The organism is Kribbella sp. NPDC104218, from assembly GCF_055584105.1.
In genome coordinates this window covers 925484-947770 of record NZ_JBVJMQ010000002.1, presented here as the reverse complement: position 1 = coordinate 947770, position 22287 = coordinate 925484, and the positions used below count along the sequence as shown (strand labels likewise).

18 protein-coding genes are annotated in these 22287 nt (G+C 69.5%); 9 read left to right on the top strand and 9 right to left on the bottom strand.

Going from position 1 to position 22287, the window contains the following annotated elements; all coding sequences use genetic code 11:
- The first annotated feature begins 225 nt into the window (after nt 1-225).
- Nucleotides 226-582 carry a hypothetical protein gene (locus ACZ6ZD_RS20290; protein ID WP_465674282.1) on the top strand — a complete coding sequence of 119 codons (357 nt, stop codon included), beginning with the start codon at nt 226-228 and terminating at the stop codon, nt 580-582.
- 265 nt (nt 583-847) lie between these two features.
- Here the strand turns inward: ACZ6ZD_RS20290 and ACZ6ZD_RS20285 are convergent, their stop codons facing one another.
- Nucleotides 848-1180: a hypothetical protein gene (locus ACZ6ZD_RS20285; RefSeq protein WP_465674280.1), complete on the bottom strand. Its 333-nt coding sequence runs from the start codon at nt 1178-1180 to the stop codon at nt 848-850.
- A gap of 59 nt (nt 1181-1239) precedes the next feature.
- On the opposite strand from ACZ6ZD_RS20285, the gene ACZ6ZD_RS20280 reads away from it, so the two are divergent.
- Nucleotides 1240-1785, top strand: a complete 546-nt coding sequence (locus ACZ6ZD_RS20280; RefSeq protein ID WP_465674278.1) for a PadR family transcriptional regulator — start codon at nt 1240-1242, stop codon at nt 1783-1785.
- 3 nt (nt 1786-1788) lie between these two features.
- Nucleotides 1789-4245: an excinuclease ABC subunit UvrA gene (locus ACZ6ZD_RS20275; protein ID WP_465674276.1), complete on the top strand. Its 2457-nt coding sequence runs from the start codon at nt 1789-1791 to the stop codon at nt 4243-4245.
- Here ACZ6ZD_RS20275 and ACZ6ZD_RS20270 read toward each other — a convergent pair.
- Nucleotides 4230-4772 (bottom strand): P-loop nucleotide/nucleoside kinase family protein, encoded by a 543-nt coding sequence (locus ACZ6ZD_RS20270; protein WP_465674274.1) that lies wholly within the window; start codon nt 4770-4772, stop codon nt 4230-4232. The genes ACZ6ZD_RS20275 and ACZ6ZD_RS20270 overlap by 16 nt on opposite strands.
- 102 nt (nt 4773-4874) lie before the next feature.
- Between ACZ6ZD_RS20270 and ACZ6ZD_RS20265 the strand changes: the two genes are divergently transcribed.
- Nucleotides 4875-5537, top strand: coding sequence for a DUF899 domain-containing protein (locus tag ACZ6ZD_RS20265; protein ID WP_465674272.1), 663 nt, complete (start codon nt 4875-4877; stop codon nt 5535-5537).
- A gap of 60 nt (nt 5538-5597) precedes the next feature.
- Here ACZ6ZD_RS20265 and ACZ6ZD_RS20260 read toward each other — a convergent pair whose 3' ends face one another.
- Both ACZ6ZD_RS20260 and ACZ6ZD_RS20255 read right to left on the bottom strand, forming a co-directional pair.
- A complete protein-coding gene (locus ACZ6ZD_RS20260) occupies nt 5598-6116 on the bottom strand; it encodes a hypothetical protein (RefSeq protein ID WP_465674270.1) in 519 nt (172 codons plus the stop codon).
- Complete coding sequence (locus ACZ6ZD_RS20255) at nt 6113-6856, bottom strand: phosphotransferase family protein (protein ID WP_465674268.1); 744 nt, start codon at nt 6854-6856, stop codon at nt 6113-6115. Before ACZ6ZD_RS20255 ends, ACZ6ZD_RS20260 begins: the two co-directional genes overlap by 4 nt.
- Before the next feature lie 55 nt (nt 6857-6911).
- Between ACZ6ZD_RS20255 and ACZ6ZD_RS20250 the strand changes: the two genes are divergently transcribed.
- Nucleotides 6912-7301, top strand: coding sequence for a hypothetical protein (locus tag ACZ6ZD_RS20250; protein ID WP_465674267.1), 390 nt, complete (start codon nt 6912-6914; stop codon nt 7299-7301).
- A gap of 35 nt (nt 7302-7336) precedes the next feature.
- Nucleotides 7337-7690 carry a DUF2200 domain-containing protein gene (locus ACZ6ZD_RS20245; protein WP_465674265.1) on the top strand — a complete coding sequence of 118 codons (354 nt, stop codon included), beginning with the start codon at nt 7337-7339 and terminating at the stop codon, nt 7688-7690.
- On the opposite strand, the gene ACZ6ZD_RS20240 is transcribed toward ACZ6ZD_RS20245, so the two are convergent.
- Nucleotides 7681-8061 (bottom strand): VOC family protein, encoded by a 381-nt coding sequence (locus ACZ6ZD_RS20240; protein ID WP_465674263.1) that lies wholly within the window; start codon nt 8059-8061, stop codon nt 7681-7683. The genes ACZ6ZD_RS20245 and ACZ6ZD_RS20240 overlap by 10 nt on opposite strands.
- Nucleotides 8062-8147: 86 nt before the next feature.
- On the opposite strand from ACZ6ZD_RS20240, the gene ACZ6ZD_RS20235 reads away from it, so the two are divergent.
- A complete protein-coding gene (locus tag ACZ6ZD_RS20235; RefSeq protein ID WP_465674261.1) occupies nt 8148-9080 on the top strand; it encodes an ATP-binding cassette domain-containing protein in 933 nt (310 codons plus the stop codon).
- Nucleotides 9077-9820: an ABC transporter permease gene (locus tag ACZ6ZD_RS20230; protein ID WP_465674259.1), complete on the top strand. Its 744-nt coding sequence runs from the start codon at nt 9077-9079 to the stop codon at nt 9818-9820. The genes ACZ6ZD_RS20235 and ACZ6ZD_RS20230 overlap by 4 nt, the downstream gene beginning before the upstream one ends.
- On the opposite strand, the gene ACZ6ZD_RS20225 is transcribed toward ACZ6ZD_RS20230, so the two are convergent.
- From ACZ6ZD_RS20225 to ACZ6ZD_RS20210, 4 genes are all read right to left on the bottom strand, one after another.
- On the bottom strand, nt 9804-12890 hold the full coding sequence (locus tag ACZ6ZD_RS20225) for a BTAD domain-containing putative transcriptional regulator (protein ID WP_465674257.1): 3087 nt from the start codon (nt 12888-12890) through the stop codon (nt 9804-9806). The two genes, ACZ6ZD_RS20230 and ACZ6ZD_RS20225, sit on opposite strands and share 17 nt — an antisense overlap.
- A gap of 15 nt (nt 12891-12905) precedes the next feature.
- The gene (locus ACZ6ZD_RS20220; RefSeq protein WP_465674255.1) at nt 12906-17384 is read right to left on the bottom strand and encodes a glycoside hydrolase family 2 TIM barrel-domain containing protein; all 4479 of its coding nucleotides are present in this window, start codon (nt 17382-17384) and stop codon (nt 12906-12908) included.
- A gap of 63 nt (nt 17385-17447) precedes the next feature.
- A complete protein-coding gene (locus ACZ6ZD_RS20215) occupies nt 17448-18461 on the bottom strand; it encodes an acyltransferase domain-containing protein (RefSeq protein ID WP_465674253.1) in 1014 nt (337 codons plus the stop codon).
- Nucleotides 18462-18509: 48 nt separating this feature from the next.
- Complete coding sequence (locus tag ACZ6ZD_RS20210) at nt 18510-21155, bottom strand: helix-turn-helix transcriptional regulator (protein WP_465674251.1); 2646 nt, start codon at nt 21153-21155, stop codon at nt 18510-18512.
- 121 nt (nt 21156-21276) lie between these two features.
- On the opposite strand from ACZ6ZD_RS20210, the gene ACZ6ZD_RS20205 reads away from it, so the two are divergent.
- Nucleotides 21277-22287: a medium chain dehydrogenase/reductase family protein gene (locus tag ACZ6ZD_RS20205; RefSeq protein WP_465674249.1), complete on the top strand. Its 1011-nt coding sequence runs from the start codon at nt 21277-21279 to the stop codon at nt 22285-22287.

The following is a 22287-nucleotide window of genomic DNA, read 5'->3' as shown; positions in this document are numbered from 1 at the left end:
GCGAATGGCTGCATAGGCGGTTGCAGATCAGGCAGGCACAGACCGGCGCCTTGCCAATCTTGACCGCGGCCCTGCGACTCTCCCGAACCATGATGGACGCTCGCGCACCCACGTAGATCGAACCGAAACCCTCGGCGGTGCGGCGTGCGAGACTGTGCTGTGAGCACATGGCGACGGGGCGGAGTCACTCGGCCCTGGACCTATGCGTTCGGGGAACGATCGTGGGTGGACATTCGGTCGTTTCTGGGCGAGATGGCGGCCCAGTACGCGGGGTTTCGATACATGGTCGACATCATTGACAGTGTCACCGACTCCGGTGCAGATGAACTTCTCGCGGGGGGCACATCGATGCACGACCTCATGGTCGTTCCGCGCCCGGTTGGCGCACAGGTCCGCGAGATGATCGTCGTTCGAGCGCCCGGCTCGACGAGGCCGGCGCCCGGCGGCCAGGTACGCATTGAGCATCTCTCCAGCACCGGTCTGAACGACTGCATCGACCGGCCTACTTCGGAAGCTGTCCCACTGTTCTGGCGATTCGCGATCGAGAAGTACGGCATCAGGCCGCCGTGTCGACCCATCTGAGCTGACCCCGCCGAATGGGATGCCATGGGAGGATTTTGGGAGCCGACTACGCGTAACAACGGTCTCGAAGCGGGGCCAACTCGCGGCAATCAGGAACGCGAAAACGCCTTGTGTGTAGGGGAAAATGTGCCACCCAGCGCAGGTCACCGAAGCGACCTCCGCCCATGGCATGGAAGAGGTCAGGGGTTCGAATCCCCTAAGCTCCACCGCAGGTCAGAAGCCGGTTCTCCGTCAGGGGAACCGGCTCTTTTTATGTCCCGGGAGGCTACTCGGGAGGCTGGGGTTCGGGCTCTGGGGGAGAAGTGGGGTGGGTGTAGGTGATTGGTTTGTTGGTGGATTGGGCGTGGGCGATTTCGGTTCGGGTGGAGTCGCCTAGGTAGGCGTTGGGGTTGACTACGAGGACGGTGTCGGCGAGGTCGATCTTTTGGAGGTGGAGGGCGCTCAGGGTGGCTTTCTGGGTGGGGGTTAGGGGGTGGGGGAAGGTGGTGGGGGCCAGGACTATGGCGCCGGAGAGGGTTAGGGCGCGGGCGGCCGCTTGGATTTCGTTGGTGAAGCGGGTGGATCCGCAGATGCAGACGATCTCTGGGCGGGTGGGCATGGTCGGTCCTTGGGGTGGGTGGGGTTGGCGGTAGCTTAGGGCGGGAGTAGATTAGATTCATGAATCTAACTCGGCTCATGATCTTGGGGCTGTTGGCGTCTCAGGGGGCGATGCATGGTCATGAGATCAAGCGGATCGCCAAGGACACGGATGTGTCGGAGTGGGGTGGGGTCGGGATCGGCGCGATCAATCGTGAGTTGGTGCAGGCGAAGGAGGGTGGGCTGCTGCGGGCGGTTGCGGTGCAGCAGGTGGGACGGCGGCCTGCGCGGACGGTGTACGAGATCACGGGGACGGGGCGTGCGGAGTTGGCGGCGCTGCGGGAGCGGGCGATCTGTGAGCTGCACTTCGGTCCTGATCCGATGGCGGTGGCGTTGTTGTTCGGACGGGCGTCGGATCCGGTCGAGCTCGACGGATTGCTTGCGCGGCGGCGGGAGTTGCTGATGACAACGATCGCCGAGTTGGACGCCGAACGGGCTCAGCTGGTCGGCGACGGGCAGATCAGCGGCCTGGACTCGGCGCTCTTCCGGCGTCAGGTGATGTTGCTCGAGGCAGAGATCAGCTGGCTCGACGACCATCGATCCGCCTTCACTACAAGGCCGGAGTGAGCCGTGGGCTGGATCGAGCTGACCGGCGTCCGGACGCACAACCTGCGCGGCATCGACGTCCGGGTTCCGCATCAGACCATCACCGCGTTCACCGGCGTCAGTGGAAGCGGCAAGAGCTCGCTGGTGATGGACACGCTGCATGCCGAGGCGCAGTTGCGGTACGTCGAGGGCTTCGACCCATACGTCCGCAAGTTCCTCACGCCGCGGGACCGACCGCAGATCGATCGCGTTCGTGGACTGACGGCGACGCTCGCCGTCGACCAGCGCAACTCCAACCGCAACCCCCACTCGACGCTCGGCACGCTGACCGGTGTCGACGCGTATCTCGGGTTGGTCTTTGCCCGCCTGGCGCCGTTGGCAACCGGCAGCACGTGGGCTGGGCCGCTGCATCCCGCCCAGTTCGATCCGGACACCCGCGATGGCATCTGCCACACCTGTATCGGCGCCCGTGAGATCTTCAGCGCGCGACCCGACCTGATCGTGCCGGCGCCAGGGCGGCCGTTACTGGACGGCGGTTCGCCCTGGTTCGGTGGCAACCTGGCGAACGAGGCCGCCTACCTGCCCTCGCTCGCCGCGCACCACGGCACGGAGCTGAGCCTGCCCTGGGGCGAGCAGCCCGAGGCATTCCAGCATGCAGCGCTGCGCGGAACGGCAGGTGCGACCATCCCGGTCACACTCTCCGGCTCGAACAGGAAGAAGAACAGCCAGTACTCCTACAAGGCCGACCAGGCGTTGGTCGGTGCGATCGCCGAGATCGAGACGGCGTACGCCGCGGCCGTCACCGACGAAGCCAAGGAGCTCTATCGCCAGTTCCTCGAGCGGCAGCCCTGCCCCGCATGCGAAGGCACGGGCCTCGGCCCGATCGCGCGGACCGTCACCTTGCGGGACAGCACATTTCGCGACGTGCTCGAGAGCCCGGTCGACGACGTACGGCGCTGGATCGACGAAGTGGACGCCGAGCTCAACGAGCCACAGCGCAAGGTCGGACAGATTCTGGTGCCCGAACTGCGCGACCGGCTCGACCTGCTGATTCGTCTGGGCCTCGGTCATGTGGAGCTGTGGCGTGGCGCACCGACGCTCTCCGGCGGCGAGCTGCAACGGGCCCGCTTGTCCGCCCAGATCAGCACGGCGCTGAGTGGTCTCACCTACGTTTTTGACGAGCCCGGCGCGGGCCTGCACCCGGCCGACAAGGACCACCTCCTCGCGATCTTGCGTGAGCTACGGGACGCCGGCAACACCGTGCTGCTGGTTGAGCACGATCCCGACCTGATCGCTCGCGCCGACTGGGTCATCGACTTAGGCCCGGGCGGCGGGCGGGACGGCGGTACGTTGGTTGCCGCAGGCACTCCAGAGGACGTCGCCGCCTACCCGGCGTCCGTCACCGGCCGGTACCTGCGCGAGCCGCACTACCGGCTGGAGCGTGCGGAGCGACCGCCGACTGCCGACACCGAGTGGCTGGTGCTGCATGGCGCTTCAGTTCACAACGTCGATGCGCCAGAGGTCCGCATCCCGCTGAACCGGCTCACGTGCTTGACCGGCATCAGCGGCAGCGGCAAAAGCAGCCTGCTCAACCAGGCATTAGCCGATTCCGTCGAGTCCGTGCTGGCCAACCGCCCGCATCCTGCGGTCCAGAAGCTCGCCGGGTACGGCGGTCTGCGCTGGGTCACGATCGTTGACCAGGCGCCGATCGGACGTACGCCGCGGTCGAACCCGGCGACGTACACCAAGGCTTTCGACCAGATCCGCGCGCTCTTCGCGGGGACGGACGACGCACGCCGCCGAGGGCTCGCCGATCCGTCGATCTTCTCGTTCAACTCCAGCGGTGGCCGGTGCGAGACCTGCCAGGGCCTCGGCCGGCTGAAGCTCGACATGCAGTTCCTCGGCGACGCCTACTTGACCTGCCAGGAATGTGAAGGACGGCGCTACACCGCAGAGGTGCTGGCGGTCACGTATCGCGGGCTCGCGATCGATGAGGTGCTCGACCTCACGGTGTCCGAGGCGGTCGGAGTGTTCGACGAGCCGGGCTTGCTCGCCGCGCTGCTGGAGGCGATGGACGGCGTCGGCCTCGGCTACCTCACGCTCGGCGAGAGCGGCACCGCGCTGTCCGGCGGCGAGGCGCAGCGGCTCAAGCTCGCCAAGGCCACCCTGCGCGGACGCCGGGGCAGCGACCCTGGCCTACTCATCCTCGACGAGCCGGCCACCGGCCTGCACCCGGACGACGCCCAGCGCCTGATGCGGACTCTTGACTTGCTCCTGGAGCGCGGTCAAACCGTGGTCATCGCCGAGCACGACGTCCACACCGCAGCCTGCGCCGACTGGATCATCGACCTGGGGCCGGGCGCCGGTCGGGCCGGCGGGCGGATCATCAACGCGGGAACTCCCGCGCAGGTCGCGTCCGGCAACGGGCCCACCGCGCCGTACCTACGGCGACTCGTGCACAGCGATCAGCGGCCCAGGTAGCTGTCGACCTGGGGGAGTAGCTCCGGTAGCGGACGGCGCGTGTCCAGCTGGAGGTAGTTGGCGGGGCGTTGGGTTTGGTTTGTTGAGGTTTGGATGAGGGTTTGTGGGTCTGTGGGGGTGTTGGGGGCGTCTGCGGGGGCTTGGGTTAGTGAGGGGCGTTGGCTTCTGAGGGTTGGGCGGGTGCGGAGGCGTTCGTCCAGGAGGTCGAGGTCGGTCAGGTGGCACTCGATGTATTTGTAGGGGACGTTGTGGGTTGCCGCGATCTGTTGGCCGGTGGTGAGGATCTGGGGCCAGAAGCAAGGGCTGTCCATGACGACGGGGTGGCCTTGGGTGAGTAGGTGGCGGGCTTCGGCGTACATGAGGGCGTACGCCGCTCTGGTGCTGGCGGGGAAGTCGAAGCCGGTGTCCAGGAGGGTGGATTTGAGGACGTCGTAGTCGACGACTGCGGCGCGGTGGGTGGTGGCGACGTGGCGGGCGATGGTGGATTTGCCGGCGCCGGGGAGCCCGGACATCTGGAGGAGGAACATGCAGGTCGGGCCCTTCGGTCTGGGGGGCTTCCGGTGCTGAGCGTACGGCGGGGTGGGTACCGGGCGGCTGACGTGGCCGATCGTGGACCGGGAGTGGTTTGGATGTTGCCTGAGGTGGTCAGTGCGGAGGAGTGGCAGCGGGAGCGGGATGCGTTGCTGGTGAAGGAGAAGGCGCTGACGCGGGCGCTCGACGAGCTGGCGGCGGAGCGGCGGCGGTTGCCGATGGTTCGGTTTGGTGAGTACGCGTTCGAGGGTGTGGATGGGACGGCGGGGCTGGGGGAGCTGTTCGAGGGACGGCGGCAGCTGATCGTCTACCAGATGATGGATCTTGGCCCGGATGAGTACTGCAACGGATGCTCGAGTTTCGTCGACAACATCGGCCATTTGGCGCATCTGAACGCGCGGGACACGACGTTCGTCGTCGTCTCGGATATGCCGGCCGAGCAGCTGTTCGGCTGGCGGCGGCGGATGGGTTGGACGATGCCGTTCTACTCCTCCCGCGGTACGACGTTCGCCACCGACTGCGGCCTGGACGGCGGATTCGGGCTGAGCGTCTTCCTCCGCGACGGCGCCGACATCTACCGCACCTACCTGACCCAGGCCCGCGGCGTCGACCGCCTCCGCCCCGACCTCAACCTGCTCGATCTCACGCCCTTCGGCCGGCAAGAGGAGTGGGAAGACACCCCGCCCGGCCGCCCGCAAACCCCGACGATGGCGTGGCTCCGCCACCACGACGAGTACGACGACGCGAACGACAGGAGGTAGTCGGTCAATCAGCCCCGCGCTGCGCCGGCCTCAGGCGTAAACGCCGCTATACGTACCCATCTACGTCATGTCCTTAGCGACGCCAAAGTGCCGACCGATGCGTTCGGCAACTTCATGCGGCCGGAGTCGGCTGGTGTCGATCACCAGTTCGTCCAGGTCCGCGGCCGCGAGGCGGGCCGCCAGCTCGGCGTACCGCTCCAGATGCCATTGCAGGGCTTGGGTTTGGCTCGCGGAGTAGCGGCCGCGCAGGCGGCGCTCGGTGGTCGCCGGGTCCGCGGTGAGGCGCACCGAACGAAGTGGGCTGCCGAGGGCCGCCTCATAGCGCGCTTTGGCCGCCGGGGTTGAGATCACGCCGCAGATGACCAGCTGCCGTGGGCCCGCCGACTGGTAGTTCTTCCAGACCGCGGTGAGATTGTCGGCTTCGATCTGGGCGTTGTCCGGGTCGGCGGGCGGCCAGGAGCGGTGGAACCAGTCGACGTCCATCAGGCTGAAGGGGCGGCCGGCGGCGGCGAGGAGGTCGCCCAGGTGGTCGAGGGTGGACGACTTGCCTACGCCGTAGCTGCCGTTCAGGAAGATCACACGGAGAGTTTGCCGCGGAGGACGTCGAACTCGCAGCCGGGCTCGTTGGGATCGAAGCCGTGGTCGATGAGCCAGCGGGCGGCGCTGAGGCTGCGGAGGGACCACCACGCGCGGATGGCGTCGAGGTCGACGTCGTGGCCGTAGCCGGCCAGCAGGTCGGGGAGGCGTTCGGCGTGCCCGAGGGTGAGGGTGGCGAGGTCGAACATGGCATCGCCCTGCCGGCCCTCCGACCAGTCGATCACGCCGGTGACCTGGTCGTCGTCGACGAAGATGTGCGTGATCTGGAGGTCGCCGTGGATGAAGGACGGCGTCAACGGGCGGAAGGCGGCCGACGCGATCTCACGATTGCGCCGGACCAGCTCCGCGGGCAGGACGTCGTTCGCGATCAGCCACTCGCATTCGCCGTCCAGCTGCGCGGCGATCTCCTCGTCGCTCGGCCCAGTCCACGGCGGCAAGGGCGCCTCATGCAGCTCGCGCACGGCCGCGCCCGCCGCGGCCCACGCCGCCGCCGAAGCCTTCGACGGTTCGCCAAGCACGCCGAGCGCCGTCCCCGGTACCAAGTTCAGCGCGAGGACGGAGGGCTGCTGCCACAACACTGTCGGAGTGGGCAGCGGCGCCAGCTCCATCGCCGCGACCTCGACCTCGAGCCGCCGCGCATCGCCGTCCACCTTCAAGAAGACGTCGCCCACCCGCAACGTCGCCCGCTCACTGTGCGCCACCACCACCGCGACCTCGTCCACCCGCCCAGTCTCCCAATCCCGCCTCCACCCGTCATCGCAATTACAGTGACGACCGATGAAGACCTGGCCCGAGCAACCCACCCGTAGCGACGTTGAACCCGTCGTCCACGAGTACGTCGCGCTCCTCCGATCCGCCCAACTCGCCGCCGCCGAGCAGCTCATCGACCACAACCCGATGCCGCACGTCCTCAAAGGCCTCTGGCGCGAGTCGGTCGGCATCGAAGACCTCGAGACCGCCGACGCCCGCGTCGCAGCCGGCGAATGGCACCAAGACCTCACCTGGCTCGACCCCCTGGCCTTCGACCACATCGCCTGGGGCTACGCCGACACCACCTTCCTGCTCCACCTCACCCATCACTCCCGCCCCCTCGAGGTAGCCCTCGGCTTCCATCTAACTGAAGCCGAAGTCGGCTGGACCCTCCGAGGCCCAGCCACCTACTGGTGACCCCCGCCCATCAGCGCCGTTATGGAGAATGAGACATGGCGAAACACCGGATCTACGGGATCAGCTTCGCGAGCATCTACCCGCTGTACCTGCAGAAGGCGGAGAAGAAGGGGCGGACCAAGGCGGAGGTCGACGAGGTCCTGCGCTGGCTGCTCGGCTACACCCAGGACGGGCTGGAGGCGCAGCTCGCCAAGGAGGTCGACCTGGAGACGTTCATCACCGAGGCGCCGCGGCCGAATCCGGATCGGGTGCTGGTCAAGGGCGTGATCTGCGGGATCCGGGTCGAGGAGATCGAGGATCCGCTGATGCGGGAGATCCGGTACATGGACAAGCTCGTGGACGAGTTGGCGCGCGGTAAGGCGATGGCGAAGATCCTGCGTCAGCCGTGACTGCCGAGCCGGTCGCGGAGCAGGCAGAAGGTGTTGCCCTCCGGGTCGGCCAGGACGTGCCAGGGTTCGGCGCCGGTCTGGCCGACGTCGGCGTGCCGGGCGCCGAGGGCGAGCAGGCGGCCCAGCTCGGCGTCCTGTGAGCGGTCGGTCGGGCTGACGTCGAGGTGCAGCCGCAGGTTCGCCGGGTCCGGCGCGTCGGCCTTGGCCAGGATGAGCGTCGGCTGCAGCCCGCCGAAGCCGTCCGGGGGCCCGATCACGACGTCCGCGCCCTCCCGGTCGATGATCTCGAAGTCCAGGACGGCGCACCAGAACGCCGCGAGCGGCTCCGGATCGCGCGCCTGCAGGATGAGCTCGCTGATCCGAGAGGCCATGAGCCGACGGTACTCCGGCGGACCCGCTGACACGGGTGTTCGGGCCGTGTCAGGGCAGTGTCAGGGCCTCCCGGCACCTTGGAGCCATGACAGGCTCAGCGATCACCGCCTCCGGACTCCGGAAGGCTTATCAGGACAAGGTCGTCCTCGACGGTATCGACCTCGACGTCCCCGCGGGGACCATCTTCGCGCTGCTCGGCCCGAACGGCGCCGGTAAGACCACGACCGTGAACGTGTTGACCACGCTCACCAAGGCGGACGGCGGCGCCGTCCGGGTGGCCGGGTACGACGTCGCCGCCGACGCCAAGGCGGTGCGGAAGGCGATCGGCGTGACCGGCCAGTTCGCGGCCGTCGACGAGTTGCTGACCGGCCGCGAGAACCTCCAGCTGATGGTCGACCTGACCCCGGCCGCCGACCCGGCGGTCATCGCCGGTCTGCTGGACCGCTTCGAGCTCACCGCGGCGGCCGATCAGCAGTCCTCGACGTACTCCGGCGGCATGCGCCGCAAACTCGACCTCGCGATGACGCTGGTCGGCAGCCCGAAAATCATCTTCCTCGACGAGCCGACCACCGGCCTGGACCCGCGCAGCCGGCGGACGATGTGGACGATCATCCGGGACCTGGTCGCCGAGGGCGTCACGATCCTGCTCACCACGCAGTACCTGGAGGAGGCCGACCAGCTCGCGCACCGGGTCGCCGTCCTGGACGGCGGCAAGATCGTTGCCGAGGGCACCCCCGAGGAGCTCAAGCGCCGGATCCCCGGTACGCATGTCCGCTTCCGGTTCGCCAATGCCGACGAGCTCGACACCGCGGCCCGGATCCTCGACGGCTCGACCGCGGACGAGAGCGAGCTGGTCCTGCGCGTCCCCAGCGACGGCCGGACCAAGTCCGTCCGGGCGCTGCTCGACAAACTCGACGAGTGGGAGCTCGACGCCGAGGAGTTCTCCGTCCACACCCCTGATCTCGACGACGTCTTCCTGGCCCTGACGGGTCACACCACGGAGGTGACCGCGAAATGAAGTCCCACTCGATCGTGATGCTGCGCCGCAACCTGAAGCACATCGCCCGCAACCCCACGTCGGTCTTCAACGCGGTGCTGATGCCGATCGTCGTGATGCTGATGTTCGTCTACATGCTCGGTGATGCGTTCAGCGTCGGCGTCGACTATGTGGACTACGCGACGCCCGGCCTGCTCCTGCTGGCCGTCTGCTACGGCCTCGGCTCGGTCTCGCTGGCCGTGAACGCCGACAAGACCAAGGGCATCATCAACCGGTTCAAGGTGATGGACGTCCCGCCGAACGCCGTCCTGACCGGGCATGTGATCGCGAGCATGCTGACCAACCTGATCGCGGTCGTCGCGATCGTGGGGGTTGCCTTTCTGCTCGGGTTCGACCCGGCGGCGAGCTTCGTCCAGTGGCTCGCGGTGATCGGCATCGTGCTGTTGCTCAGCCTCGCGACCAGCTGGATCACGGTCGCGCTCGGCCTGGTCGCGAAGACGCCGGAGACGGCCGGTCTCGTCACGGTGCCGCTGATCATGCTGCCGTTCTTCAGCAGCGCGATCGTCCCGGCCGACAAGATGGGCCCGGGCGTCAAGCAGTTCGCCGAGTACCAGCCGTTCACCTCGATCATCGAGGCGCTTCGCGGCCTCCTGAATGGCGTACCGGCGGCGGGCGACCTGATTCCGGCGCTGGCCTGGCTGGTCGGGATCCTGCTGGTCGGCTACTTCTGGGCGTCGTCGACGTTCAAGAAGCAAGCGTGACGGCGGCCAGCTCCCGCCAGTCGGCGTCCGTCCCTTCCTGCGTCGCCTCGGTGAACCTCTGGTCGCCGAGGCGGCGCCGCGCCTCCTGCTCGATCCGATCGACATCCGGGGTCGAGCGGTCGCGCAGTCCGCGGACGCGGTGCCCGGCCGCCAGCAGCCGGGCCGCTTGCGCGAACTCCTCGTCGCGCAGCGCGAGATCTGCGACCCCGACGAGGATCTGCGCGACCATCAACGGCGATCGGTCGGCAACCGCCTCGAATACGCCCGCGTAGTACCTCCGGGCCTGCTCCAGATCATCGGTGACGTACCCGAGCGTGCTGTCGATCACGCTCTGCATTCCGGCCTGACCAACCGCTGCCGGGACGTCGGCCGCGGCGACGTCCAGCTGTCGTCGGGCCTCGGCCGTGTCGCCGTTCCAGCGCGCGATCTCCGCCTTTGCCAGGGCCAGCTCGGCGCGAGCCTCGGGCCACGCGACCACGCGGGCGACCCGCTCGGCCTGCGCGATGGCCGCCGTACTCGCCGCCTGATCCCCGGCCAGCCAGTACAGCTGCGCCTGCCGCGACCGCATCCGCAGCAGATCCTCGATCGCGCCGACTTCGGTGACCACGACGGCGGCCTGCTCGTAGTACTCCGCCGCGTTGACGAACTCACCGCGGACGGCGATCCGGTCCGCCAGCTCGGTCAGCGCGAAGGCGGTCCCCCAGCGTTCGCCGACCGCGCGGAACTCGGCGACCGCCTCCTCCAGGTATGCGTCCGCCCGCCGGCTCCCGTCACCGAGCTGCCCGAGTTGTTTGCCCAGCTGTAGTCGCGCCAGCGCGCCGACCCACGGATCGTCGTCGGTCAGCAGCGACTCGAACGCCGGCATGAAGGCATCCGAATCGTGCAGTAGACCTTCTAGCGCACCCGCGAACCGTACGGCGGGGTGCGCGCTCTGCACCTCGCGACTCAGCTGGAACAGGCGCTGGATCCATTCCGCTGCGTCGAACTGGTCGCCCCGCCCCGATGACATGAACCCGACCACGAACGAGAGCACGATGGCCTGGATCTCGTCGGCCGCCTCGCCCGGCAGCGCGGTCGCCGCCATCAGGAACTCGCTGCCCTCGGCCCGATGCCCGGCCAGCCACCAGTACCAGCACGCGGCCGCGGCCAGCCGCATCGCGGGCTCCGCCTCCCCGGCCGCCAACGCGCCGCGCATCGCGGCGGTCAGGTTGTCGTGCTCGGCCTCGAGGATCGCGAGCCAGGTCAGCTGCTCACCACGGCGCAGATGCGGGTCGGCCGTCTCGGCCAGCTCGGTGAAGTAGGTCAGATGCGCACGCCGGGCCGGCTCGGCCTCACCGGCCTCGGCGAGCCGCTGCTCGGCGTACTCCTTGACCATGCCGAGCATCCGGTACCGCGGCGCATCATTGCCCTCAGCAACGACTAGCGACTTCTCGGTGAGCGCGGTGAGTAGCTCGAGGACGTCGATCGGGTCGTCGGCGCAGACCTGTTCGGCCGCCTCCAGGCTCGCTCCGCCGGCGAAAGCCGACAGCCGGCGCAGGACGGTCCGCTCGGGTTCGCTGAGCAGCTCCCAGCTCCAGTCGATCACCGCGCGCAAGGTGCGGTGCCGCGGTAGCGCCGTCCGGCTGCCACCGGTCAGCAGCCGGAAGAGATCGTCGAGCCGATGCGCGAGCTGATCGAGCGTCATCGTGCGCAGCCGAGCGGCGGCGAGCTCGATCGCCAGCGGCATCCCGTCGAGCGCACGACAGACCCGTGCCATCGTGGCGAGCGTCGCCGCGTCGGTCCCGAGATCCTTGCGGACGGCGCTCGCCCGGTCGCGCAGCAGCCGGACGGCGGGCGCCGACTCGATCACCGCCGGATCGGCGTCCGGCCCGGGGAGTGTCAGCGGCGCGACCGTCCAGAGCGCCTCACCAGTGATGCCGAGTGGCTCCCGGCTGGTCGCGAGGATGCGCAGCCGTGGGCACTCGCCAAGCACCCGATGCGCGAAGGCCGCCGCCGACTCGATCACGTGCTCGCAGTTGTCCAGGATCAGCAGCAGCTCGCGATCGCCGATCGCGGTGATGATCCGGTCGACCGACTCGGCGTCCGGCGCGCCGCCGAGCAGCGCGTCCCGATGGCCGAGCGCGGCGAGGGCGGCCGCGGCGACGTCGTCCGCGGGTCCGATCGCGGCCAGCTCGACGACGCGGGCGCCGTCCGGCAGGCTGGGCAGGAGTGTTCGCGCGGCCTCGGTAGCCAATCGGGTCTTGCCGGAGCCGCCCGGTCCGATCAGCGTGGTCAGGCGGTGGCTCTTGACGAGTGCGCTGACGGCTGCGACGTCGTCGTCCTTGCCGACGTAGGTGGTCAGCTCGGAGCGCAGGTTGGTCTTCGGGGTCTCCTCGCGGCCGCCGACCTCGCCGCGCAGGAGTGCGACGTGCAGCGCGGCGAGCTCGGGGGAGGGGTCGACGCCCAGCTCGTCGGCGAGGGTCTCGCGGGTGCGTTCGTAGACCAGCAGCGCCTCGGACTCGCGGCCGCTCGCGGCTAGCGCCCGCAGCAGCGCGCCGACGAGCCGCTCCCGAACAGGATGTGCGGCAACGAGGTCGGTCAGCTCGCTGACCAGCGGGGCGCCACGGCCCCGGCTGATCTCGGCGTCGTACCAGTCCTCGGCCACGGTCAGCCGCAGGCCCTCCAACCGGGTGACTGCGGCATCGAACGCGGCGCTCTCCTGCAGACCGACTTCCTGCAGCGCGGCGCCGCGCCATAAGTTCAGCGCGGCGCGCAGCTCGCCCTGCCCGACGAGCCGCTCGAACCGGACGGCGTCGACGTCGTCAGGCTCGACGCGCAGCCGATAGCCCTCCGGTACTCCCTCGACTGGTAGGACCTTTCGGAGCCGGGAAACCAACCGCTGCAAGGCGTTCGCCGCATCGGACGGCGGCTGCTCGCCCCAAATCCAGTCGACCAGCGTCGATTTCGGGACGACGCGGCCGGCCTCCAGAGCGAGTGCCGCCAGCAGTCCGCGCAGCCGGGCACCGGGGACGTCGGCGACCGTTCCGTCGTCCGTACGGACCTCGAACGGCCCGAGTAACCCGATCTGCACGCACTGATCTTGCCATCACGGGGTGCAGCTCAGTTTCGCGGCGGCCCAGTCGGCGTGATCGTGGGCGTTCCCGTTGGCGCCCGCGGTGACCTTCAGCCGCAACACCTTGGCTCCGGAGACGTCCACCGCGACCGGGACCGCCTGGTCGTTTCCGGTCAGTACGGCGCTGCCGTAGCGCCGAGTCCCGTCGGTGTAGACCTCGAACTCGACGCTACCGGCGTTGCCGACTTCGTCGTCCAGACCGACGTCCGCAGTGAACGAGGTGCAGTGACCGCCCAGATACAGCTCGACCGTGGACTCCGCGTGCACACCGAGCCCGGAGGCGTACGTCGTCCCGCCGATCGTGATTGGTCGACCGTCGGACTCGCCCTCCTCGCCGTTGCTCCGATCACGCTCAACCGGCCCCCAACCGTTCTGGACAGTGAGGAAGTCCAGCGCGCTGACGGCGACCTCACCGCGCGGCGGCGTCGGCGCTCCGACCAGCTGAGCCGATGCGAAGGCGGTCGCTTGTCCGGCCCGCACCTCGACAGTGACCGGCCGGACGCCGCGCGGCGAGTCGGCACTACGCGTGATCTGGACGACCGCAACCACCGACTTACCCGGCGCGAGCGCGCTCAGCGGCACCGTCCGCGGCGCGACCGTCCACCCTTGGGAGGTGGTGAGCGTCGCCGAGCCGGCGGGCAGAGCGGTTCGGCAGGGGTTGGTCACGGTCAGCGTCGCGTCGACGTTCTCCCCGGGCTCGACCGTCTCCTTGCTCGGTACCAGCGTGACGTCGGGGGTGCAGGTGAGCTGGTTGTGTGGTAGACCCGTGCGAACCTCCGCCCGGCTGAGCGGCCGGAGCAGTACGGAGTAGACGTACTCGTGGTCGGCCTCGACCTGGTACTGCGGCAGCGTCTCGTGGAAGGTCTCGCTGACGCCGGTGACCGCATGGCTGACGTGCAGTGTCGTACCGTCCTGGTTGCGCTTCAGTGCGTGTGGGTAGACCGCGCGGTCGGCGTCGTCGTACTGATCGACAGCGACGTTCAGATCGCCGGCCACCAGTAGGCCGCCCGACTTACCGTCGGTCAGCGTCGCCCAGCGGACGTCGCCGTGGTTGCCCTGCTCCTGTGGTTGTACGTACGGGAAGTACTCGTCGGCCACCGTGGAGGAGTAGACCCCGATGGGGGTGGATGCCTCGCGGTCCGGGTAGTTCTCGACCGGGCCGCGACCGTAGTAGCTGAACTGCTCGAACTTGTCGGGCACCTTCAGCGAGAACCCGAGCCGCGGCAGGTACGGGACGTTACGGGCCTTGCCGAGCGGATCGGCCCGATGCGAGACCCGGACCTCGCCGTTCCCGGACACGGTGTAGGTCATCGTCTGCCGGAACGACGAATCAGTGGTTCCGGCGGCCGTGCTGCGGGCGGTCACGGTGACGGCGTCCGGTGTCTGCTCGACGGCGAAGTCGTCGACCGTGGTGGTGAGGCGATCAAAACCGGCGTTACGCCAGGTGCCCGCCTCGCCCCACATCTCGTTCGACAGCGGTGCGCGCCACACGTCCAGCTTCGGCCCGCGGTTCAGGAGTTCTTGACCCCGGACCCGCATCGAGTCGAGTGCGCCGGTCGTCTTGTCGAAGGTGTAAGTGAAGTCGCGGCCCGACACGACGGTGTTCGCGCCGTCCTGACGGACGTTCAGACTGCCGGTGGGCTCGGGCGAGGTCACGCCGCGCAGCTGCTTGCCGCCGACCGCGAACTGACCGAGCGCGACTACATGCCCGGCCGGGGCCCAGTTGGTCGGTTTCGTTAACACTGCTTGGACGTTGAGCCATCGCTCCAGGCCGTCCGGATTGGCGGGAAGCGCGGGCAGTTGGATTGATTTGGTGGTGCCTGCGGCGACGTCCAAGGGCTGTCGGCCGGTGGTCAGCGTGCGGTTGCCCTCGACGACAGACCAGCGCAACTGCAGGTCGCCGGTACCGGCGAAGGCGCGCTCGTTCGTGACGATCAGCCGACCGTCGGGCCGGGTGAACCGGATCGGCGCGTGGACGTGCGCCAGCTCACGGGTCTCTGGCTGCAGAGTCCGGTCGGCGTTCACCAGACCGTCCACGCCGCCCGGCCCGGCGCCGTACGTCTCGTAGCGGCCCTTGGTTTCGACCTCGTCGAAATCGAGCGCGAGGACGGCGGTCGTCTTCGGATCGGCCGCGAGCTCGGCCTCGGTCAGTGCGCGGTGGTAGATCCGGACGTTGTCGAAGGTGCCGTGCGCCGGTCGGGTCGACGGGTTCTCCTGGGCATCCGGATTGCGGCCGATGTTGAGCGGGTCGCTGGAGGCGGCGATCGTCCCGGCCCACGCCGTCCGGCCGATCTCCTTGCCGTCCAGCAGCAGTCGCAGGGTTTGCCCGTCGAAGGTGCCGGTGACGCGGTGCCAGTTGCCACGCCAGTCCGCCGGGACGGCGGCGCGCACGCTGTGCCAGTCGCCGGCGCCGTAGACGAAGAACTCCAGGGTGTTCTGGTCGGCCATCTTCAGTGAGTACTGCCGGTTGCCCTTGGCAATCATCGTGAAGTCGCCGGTCCAGCTGTCCGGTTTCACCCAGGTGTCCAGGGTCAGCTCGTCCCGGACCTTGTCGAACTCGCGATCGCGATAGACCTCGACCCAGTCGTCCAGGCTGGACAGGTACAGCCCGGTGCCCTGCTTACCCTCGACCTGCTCGGGCAGACCGGTCAGCCAGGCCATGATCTTGTTGCCCGAGGCATCCGGCGTGGTGCGCAACGGCTGGTACAGGTTCTGATCGGCCCAGTCCCAGATGAAGCCGCCCTGCACCACCGGATTGCGGCGGACGACGTCCCAGAACTCGTTGAAGTTGCCGAAGCCGTTACCGCTGGCATGCGCGTACTCGCCCATGATGATCGGCTTCTCTGTGGTCCGCGCCATCGACTCCAGGCCTTCGGGCGACGGGTAGCGCGGCCCCCAGACGTGGGCGAACGGAGCGTCGCCGTCCGGGCCGTTGGACTGGTGGTAGAGCGGGCGGCTCGGGTCGTTCGCGGTGGCCCACTCGGCCATCGAGTAGTGCGCCTTGCCGAGGCCGGCCTCGTTCCCGGTGTCCCAGAGGAAGACGCTCGGGTGGTTCTTGTCCCGCTCGACCATGCCGATGAAACGGTCCATGAACGCGGTCTGCCACTCGGGCCGCTCGGCCAGGCAGTTGTTCGGGCAGCCGTCGTGGTGGTGGGTCTCGATGTCGACCTCGTCGGCGATCCACAGGCCGCGGGTGTCGGCGAGGTCGTAGAAGTAGGGATCGCTCGGGTAGTGCGAGGTGCGGACGGCGTTGATGTTGAGCTGTTTCATCAGTGCGACGTCCTCGAGCATCCGCCCGGTGGTCGCGTGCCGTCCGGTCGCGGGGTCGGTCTCGGCGCGGTTCACGCCCTTGATCAGGACGCGTTTGCCGTTGACCAGGAGCTGTTTGTCCTTGATCTCGATCGTCCGGAAGCCGGTCGGCTGACTGGTGATGTGGGTGACGCGGCCGGCCGGGTCGAGCAGCTCGACCACGACCCGGTAGACGTTCGGCGTCTCGTCGCTCCACTTGGCCGGCGCGGCGATCGGCGTACTGAGCAGGACCTTGCCGTCAGCAACTGTCCCTGTTGCGGTCGCGACCTTACGACCGGACGGATCGTGCAGTCCGGCGCGGACCGAGTAGCCCGCGGCGGCGCCGGCGACCTCGATCTCGGCGTTCAGCGCGCCGTCGCGGTACTGCGGGTCCAGCTTCGGCTTGAGCGTGACGTCCTGAACGTGGACGTCGGGGGTCGAGTACATCCACACCGACCGGAAGATGCCCGCGAACCGCCACTGGTCGTAGTCCTCGAGATGGGAGCCCGCCGACCAGCGGTGGACCTGCAGCGCGACCGTGTTCCGGCCGGGTTTGAGCAGCGGCGTGACGTCGAACTCCGCGGGCAGGTAGCCGCCTTGGTCGTAACCGGCGTACTTACCGTTGACCCAGACGAAGTACGCGCTCGTCACGCCCTCGAAGCGCAGGAACGTCCGCCGCTCCCGCCAGTCCTTGGGGACGTCGAAGTTCCGGATGTACGCCGCCGTCGGGTTCACGTCGCGCGGTACCCGCGGCGGGTCGTCCGGCCACATCTCGGTCGGGATGTTCCGGAAGATCGGGTGATCCAGGCCGTCGGTCTGCCAGGTGTGCGGGACGTCGGCCGTCGGCCAGCCGCTCACGTCGTACCCGTCGGCCTGGAACCCGGTCGGCACGTCTTGCGGCCGGTCGGCCATCCGGATCCGCCACTCGCCGTCGAGCGAACGCGTCCACGGCGTGTCCTTGCCGGCCCGGATCGCCTGCCGCGGGTCGGCGTACGGGCGCAGCTCTGCGTGCGGTGGTTGCTGACCCTCGGCGACCAGCTCGGGATTCTCCAGATAGCTGTAGACGTCCGGCGGTGGCGCGGCCGCCGGTGCGGGCGCCACCGACAACAGCGCGAGCATCGGGACGACGGCGAGCGTGGACAGGAGGGCACGGCGTAGCGACATGGTCGACCCCAGTTCGTGGGCGGAGGGAGCCAAACACCCAGAATCGAACACTACTGAACCGAATTACTCAAGGTGTCGAGTCGAATCCTGTCCGTAGTCGGTCAGCATTCCGGTCCGGAGGTGGAAGTGCCGGCCCGCGCTCAAGTGGTCCGCGAAGGCGCGCTGCAAGGTGGTCCGGCGCGGGACGGCGGCGAGATCTTCGGCGGTCAGGGCTCCGACCGGCGGGTCGAGTTGGAGTGCGAGCCGCATGAGCTCGTGATCACCCTCGAAAGCGGTCGCGGGCGGCAGGTGCGGCAGGAGGGTGAAGCGCTGCTGGAAGCGGACGAGGTTGGACTCCGCGGGCAGATACTCGGCCAGTTGTGGATCGAGCAGCCAGGAGTGGCAGGTGAAGGCGTAGATCGGCTCATCCGGATACCACTGCGGAAACAGCTCAGCGGCCGCGGCGATCGACTCGCCGGCCGTGGTGGCGTCGAGCGGGCCGGTCGGCGGGATGTGGATCGACAGCAGCTGCCCGGAGACGCCGTAACCGATGCCGAGCTGGGTTCGGGTGAAGTTGAGCCGGCCGATCTCGTAGTCCGCACAACGGAAGCGCAGCGGCGGGCCCCACAGCGGCATCAATCCGACGCCCGGCCGGCCGTATACCTCGCGATGACTGCGCAGTACGCCGCCCAACGCCGCGATGGTTGCCTTGGTCACCTGTTCCGGTACGCCGCGCTGTGCGTGCGTGTCGAGCAGTCGAGGGACGACCGAGAGCAGCGCCCAGGCCCAGGCGAACATGCCGACCGGGGACGCGTTCTCCGGGACGACCGGCCACGACTTGAAGCCGGTCGGGGGTAGTGGTCGCTCCCAGTTGCGGTCGAGGCTGCCGGCGATCGCGGACAGCAGCGCCCACCACTCCGGGTGCTGGTCCGGATCCGGGCGGGCAGCGAGCAGCTCCTGTTGATCGGCCTCGGCGACCCCGCAGTACGTGAGCAGGTCAACGGGCCGTTCGGGCAGCTGGACGCCGTCGGTTCGGGGAAACTCGGTCCAGGGCTGGGGTGCGAGACCGAGTCGTTCGGCTGCTTCGAGGAGGTCCATTCCCCGACCTCACCACGGGCCGGGCGACCCATGCACGACTCGTGTGACTCAGATCACTTCCCGGAGTTGGCGGCGGGACGTGATGTCGAGTTTGCGGAAGATGTTGCGCAGGTGGGTGTCGATCGTGCGTGGGCTGAGGAAGAGCGTCGCGGCAACCTCTTTGGACGTCGCACCGCCCGCGACCTGGTTGGCGATCAAGCGTTCTTGGGCGGTCAACTGGTCGAGCGGATTCGTCCCTTCGCGGCGCGGGCGCTGGCCGGTCGCGGACAGCTCGCGCGCGGCGTGTTCGGCGAAGGCGGCGGCGCCCATGGCCGTCAGGGATTCGTGTGCGGCGTGGAGCTCGACGCGCGCCTCGGCTCGGCGTCCGGCTCGGCGCAACCATTCGCCGTACGCGAGCCGGGCTCGTGCATGCTGCGCGCGGACGTCGGTCTGCGCGAACAGGTCGATCGCCTCGCGGTAGTGCGGCTCGGCATCCGTCGGATTGCTGAGCGCCTGCGCAAGGTGATGCTGCGCGACGGCCCAGGGCGTGGGGTTGGCGCGGGCCAGCGCTTCGAGCTGCTCGAGCGCGGGCGTCGCCTCGGCGGGCTGCCCGGCGCGCGCGGCCGCCTCGACGAACTCGGCGGCGAGCGGCCAGACGACGTACGAGCCGCGTTCTCGTTCTGCGTAAGCGGTTCGGGCTGCTTCGAGGGCAGCCGGATAGTCGCCGAGCCCGTTGCGGAGGACGGCGGTGGCGTAGAGCGCGGCGACCAGCTCGTCGCGGCCGACGCGGTCGTGGATGGACGAGCGCAGCTGGTCGAACTCGTCGGCGTTCCCGCGCCAGGCGGCGAGAATGACATCGGCGAAGGCGAGGCTGACGCTGCCGGCCGCTTCGTCGACGGCGTTCGCCTCGGCCAGACCGGCCTCCGCTTCGGCGAACCGGCCGAACATCGTCTTGCCGATCGCCTGGAACTTCAACGCCTGCGGGAGGATCGCGAGCGCGGACTGCCGGCGCGCCAGCTCGACCTGCCGGGCGGCGATCTCGTCGGTCGCCTCCGAGTCGTGCAGGTCGAGCGCCATCATGCAGACGAGTTCCATCCACCACGGGTCGGTGAGCTCCGGCGTCCGGAACGAGTCCACCGCGCGGCGCATCGCGGGGACGGCGTCGGCGACCGGGAGCATCGCCTGGTCGAGGAGCGCGTCCAGGAGCAGGTCGGGCGGGCGTGGGTGGTCCCGCGGCGGGACTTGCTCGCGGATCCGGACGCCGAGCTGCCGCAACCGGCCGGGGAGCCGGTCGATGAACATCGCCGCCGAGAAGGCCTCGATGTAGGTGCCGGTCGCGTCGTCCGGGCCGAGGTCGGCGGCGGCCGCGACGAGCGCGGTCGTCGCCTCCGGGCTGCGGGTGCGGTGGACGTCGATCTGGGCGGCTTGCAGCCGAGCTTCGGCGCGTTGCGCGGCGTCCAGCGGACGGCGCTCGGCCTCGGTGAGCAGCTCGCGGGCGGTGTCGAAGGCGCCGAGCTTGAGCCGGAGGCGGGCGGCGGCGAGGAGCCGGGTGGCCTGGTCGACGGGCGCGGGGGTGAGGCGGGCAGCGCGCTCCAGGAAGGCTGCGGCGGAGGCGAAATCCCCACGGAGCTGGGTGCGCTCGGCGGCTTGGGCGAGCTCCGCGGCGACGTCCGGGTCGGTGTCGATGACGGCGTGCGCGCGGTGCCAGGCGCGGCGGTCGGGGTCGATCCGTTCGTCGGTCGCGTCGGCGAGGGCGGCATGCAGCGTACGCCGGGTGCCGGGCGTCGCCGACTCGTACGCCGCGGCCCGGACGAGCGGATGCCGGAAGCGCAGCCGCGGACCGAGGGTGAGCAGGCCGACGTCCTCTGCTTCGGAGAGGGCGGTGGGGTTGAGATCCAGCCGCTTGGCCGCACGGCGGAGCAGACCGAGGTCGCCGACCGGCTCGGCCGCGGCCAGGGCCAGCAGCTGTTGAGTTGCCGTGGGCAACCGGCGTACGCGGCGGGTGAACTCGGCCTGCAGCGCCTCGACGACGCCCGTGCGAGGAGCGTCGGGTTCGGGATCGAACTCGAGCAGGGCCAGCGGGTTGCCGCGGGCCTCGGCCAGGATCCGGTCGAGGACGGCGGACTCCAGCCCGGCGCGGCCCGTCGTCCGCAGCAGGGCCTGCGCGTCGCGGTCGTCCAGCCCGGTGAGCGGGAGCTGCGGGAGGTCGGGGAAGCCGGCGCCGTCGGGGCGGCCGGCGAGGATCATCGCGATCCCTTCGGCCGCGATCCGGCGGGCGACGAAGCCGAGTACCTGACGGGTGCCGTCGTCGATCCACTGGACGTCGTCGACCACGCAGCAGACCGGCTGCGGGAGCTCGTTGAGCAGCCCGAGGACGGCGAGCCCGACGAGGAGCGGGCTCGGCGTCGTCCCGGCGGCCAGGCCGAAGACGGACTCGAGGGCCTGGCGCTGGACGTCGGGCAGGCCGGCGCGGGCCTCGATGACGGGCGCGCAGAGCTGGTGGAGCGCGGCGTACGGGAGGTCGCGCTCGAACTCGGTGCCGTCGGCGCGCAGGAGCGTCCAGCCGGTGAGCCGCTCGGTCGCGGCGCCGATCAGTGTCGACTTACCGATCCCGGCCTCGCCGAGGACGACCACCGCGCCGCCGGCGCCGCCGGCCGCTCCCTGGGTGAGCGCCTCGAGCGTGTGCAGCTCCTTCGCGCGGGCCACGAACTGCATTCGGTCGGTTCTCCTGCCTTCGCCTACCTAGGCGATCTACGTAATTCTCGCCGACGCGCGGGCAGGTGGCCCGGCGGCATCGTTGACCTCGACAGCAGGACGCTCTCGAGGAGGCAAAAGGATGATCACCCAGGTCGAACTGCCGGGAATCGTGGATCCGGAGGGGCTGCGGTTGCGGCAGACCGAGGTGCCGGAGCTCGGTGCCGGGCAGGCGCTGGTCCGGATGGAGGCGAGCGGGGTCTCGTTCGCCGAGCAGCAGATGCGGCGGGGTAAGTACTACGACCAGCCGCCGTTCCCGTTCGTGCCCGGGTACGACGTCGTCGGCGTGATCGAGGCGCTCGGCGCCGGGGACTCCGGGTTCGCGGTCGGGCAGCGGGTCGCCGCCGTCACCAAGGTGGGTGGCTGGGCCGATCGGCTGGTGCTCGACACCGCCGACCTCGCGCTGGTGCCGGACGGCGTCGGCGCGGAGGAGACCGAGGCGGTCATCGTCAACGGCGTCACCGCACGGCGGATGCTCGCCATCACTCGCGTCGGCCGGGGTGACACGGTCGTCGTCCTCGGTGCGAACGGCGGCGTCGGGTCGCTGCTCGTCCAGCTCGCTCGGCATGCCGGGGCGCAGGTGATCGGCGTGGTCTCGAAGCGGCACTTCCCGTACGTGCGGGAGCTGGGCGCGCTGCCGATCGACCGGGCGAGTGACGTCGCCGCTGAGGTTGCCGCGCTGGCGCCGGAGGGGGTGAAGGCGGTCTTCGACCACGTTGGGGGCGCTGGGATCAACACGTCCTGGTCGATGCTCGGCCGGGGCGGGACGCTGGTCTCCTACGGCACCGCCGCGACCCGCGACCAGGAGGGCAACGCACGGCTCCCGATCCTGGCGCTGATCGGCAAGCTCGTGCTCTGGAACCTGCTGCCGAACGGTAAGTCCGCCACCTTCTTCAACCTCTGGGCCGGCCGCCGTCGCCTCGCTCAGCACCGCGCCGAACTCCGCGCCGACCTCGAAGCCGTCTTCGCCCAGCTCGCCGCCGGCGACCTCACCGCCCGGATCGCCCGCGCCTTCCCGTTGTCCGACGTCGCCGACGCCGTCCGCTACGCCGAGTCCGGCGCGGCCGCCGGCAAGGTCGTCCTCATCCCCTGA